Source organism: Streptomyces sp. NPDC054840, assembly GCF_053611065.1.
The window spans coordinates 1-1,406 of record NZ_JBSGZP010001100.1 but is presented as its reverse complement, the minus strand read 5'-3'; the positions used below and the strand labels follow the sequence as shown (position 1 = coordinate 1,406).

The 1,406-nt window shown below is 72.1% G+C and carries 2 protein-coding genes; both read left to right on the top strand.

Annotation, left to right across the window (positions count from 1 at the left end; all coding sequences use genetic code 11):
- Positions 1–222: 222 nt before the first annotated feature.
- Positions 223–666, top strand: a complete 444-nt coding sequence (locus tag ACWGIU_RS37865; RefSeq protein ID WP_453712620.1) for a hypothetical protein — start codon at positions 223–225, stop codon at positions 664–666.
- A gap of 123 nt (positions 667–789) precedes the next feature.
- Positions 790–1,278, top strand: a complete 489-nt coding sequence (gene mscL, locus ACWGIU_RS37860) for a large conductance mechanosensitive channel protein MscL (protein ID WP_453712618.1) — start codon at positions 790–792, stop codon at positions 1,276–1,278.
- Positions 1,279–1,406: the final 128 nt, after the last annotated feature.

Here is a 1,406-nt window from a genome sequence, read left to right as displayed (position 1 = left end):
GGGCACAGCAACTCACTCGGTCTGGTGGTGTTCGTCATGTCCCGTACGTCCGCGACCTCTTCGGTCCGCTCCACTCCTTCCGGCCCCTCCGCGCCCTCCGTCCCCTCCCCGCCCTCCGCGCCCTCCGTCCCCTCCATCCCCTCCGTCCCCGCTCCGGCCGCGTGCGCGACGTCGTCCGCGTGTCCGCCGGCGCGGCCGGTCCCTCCGTTCCCGCCGCTTCGCGTGGGTCGGGGCGGGGACCGGCTGCGCCGGGCCGTACGGCGGAGGCGGCGGGCCGCCTCGGCCGCGCTGGCCGTCGTGGCGGCGGCCGTTGCGGTGGGCGGGACGGAGGCGCAGGCTTCGCGGGGCGCCGCGCGGCCCGAGGTACGGGTCACTCAGGGTGCGGCGCCACCCGCCGCAGGGCGGATGGTTTCGGCGCCCGTGCGCATCGCGGACGCGGCGACGGTGCGGCTGCTGCGGCCCGGGGACCGGGTGGACGTGGTCGCGGCGGAGCGCACCGGGCCACCCAGGGTGGTGGCCGCGGGGGCGCTGGTTGCCGAAGTACCCGAACCGGACAAGGGTGTTGCGGACGGTGGGGCGCTGGTGGTGCTGTCCGTGCCGCGGGACATCGCGCGGGTTCTCGTGGGCACGGGCGCCACGACCCGCCTGGCGGTGACGTTGTGCTGATTCGCACGCACGGCCGGTCAATTCACTTCGGTATGGGGACCGACTGGACACGCCGCGCCCGGACTGCCGTAGTTTTCGGAACCGTTGGCTCCGTGTTCAGCAGATGTGAAGAGAGGCTCAGTGGTGAGCGAGAAGAAGGAGAGCGTGCTGGCAGGCTTCAAGGCCTTCCTGATGCGCGGCAACGTGGTCGACCTGGCGGTGGCCGTGGTCATCGGCGCCGCGTTCACGAACATCGTGAACTCGGTGGTCAAGGGGATCATCAGCCCGGTGGTCGGCGCGGTCGGCACACAGAGCCTGGACGGCTACAAGTCCTGCCTCAAGGCCCCGTGCGGCATCGGCACGAACGGCCAGCCGACGGGTGTCGAGATCCTCTGGGGCTCGGTGCTGAACGCGACGCTGACCTTCGTCATCACCGCGGCGGTCGTGTACTTCCTGATGGTGCTGCCGATGGCGAAGTACCTCGCCAAGCAGGAGGCGCGGCGCAAGGCCCGGCTGGGTGTCCAGGAGACCTTGGAGATCACCGAGCTGGAGGTCTTGAAGGAGATCCGGGACGCTCTGGTCGCGCAGCGCGGTGGTGGCACGGTTCCCACCGCTTCACGCAACGGCTTCTGATCTCTCCGGCCGCCTCGGCCGGTCAGACGTGGTGCGGCGGCTTCTCGTCGAGGAAGCGGGCCAGATCGGCCGCGCTTCCGCCGGCGGGCGGCCGCTCGCCCCAGCCGCGGTCGGTGTCGTCCGTGGAC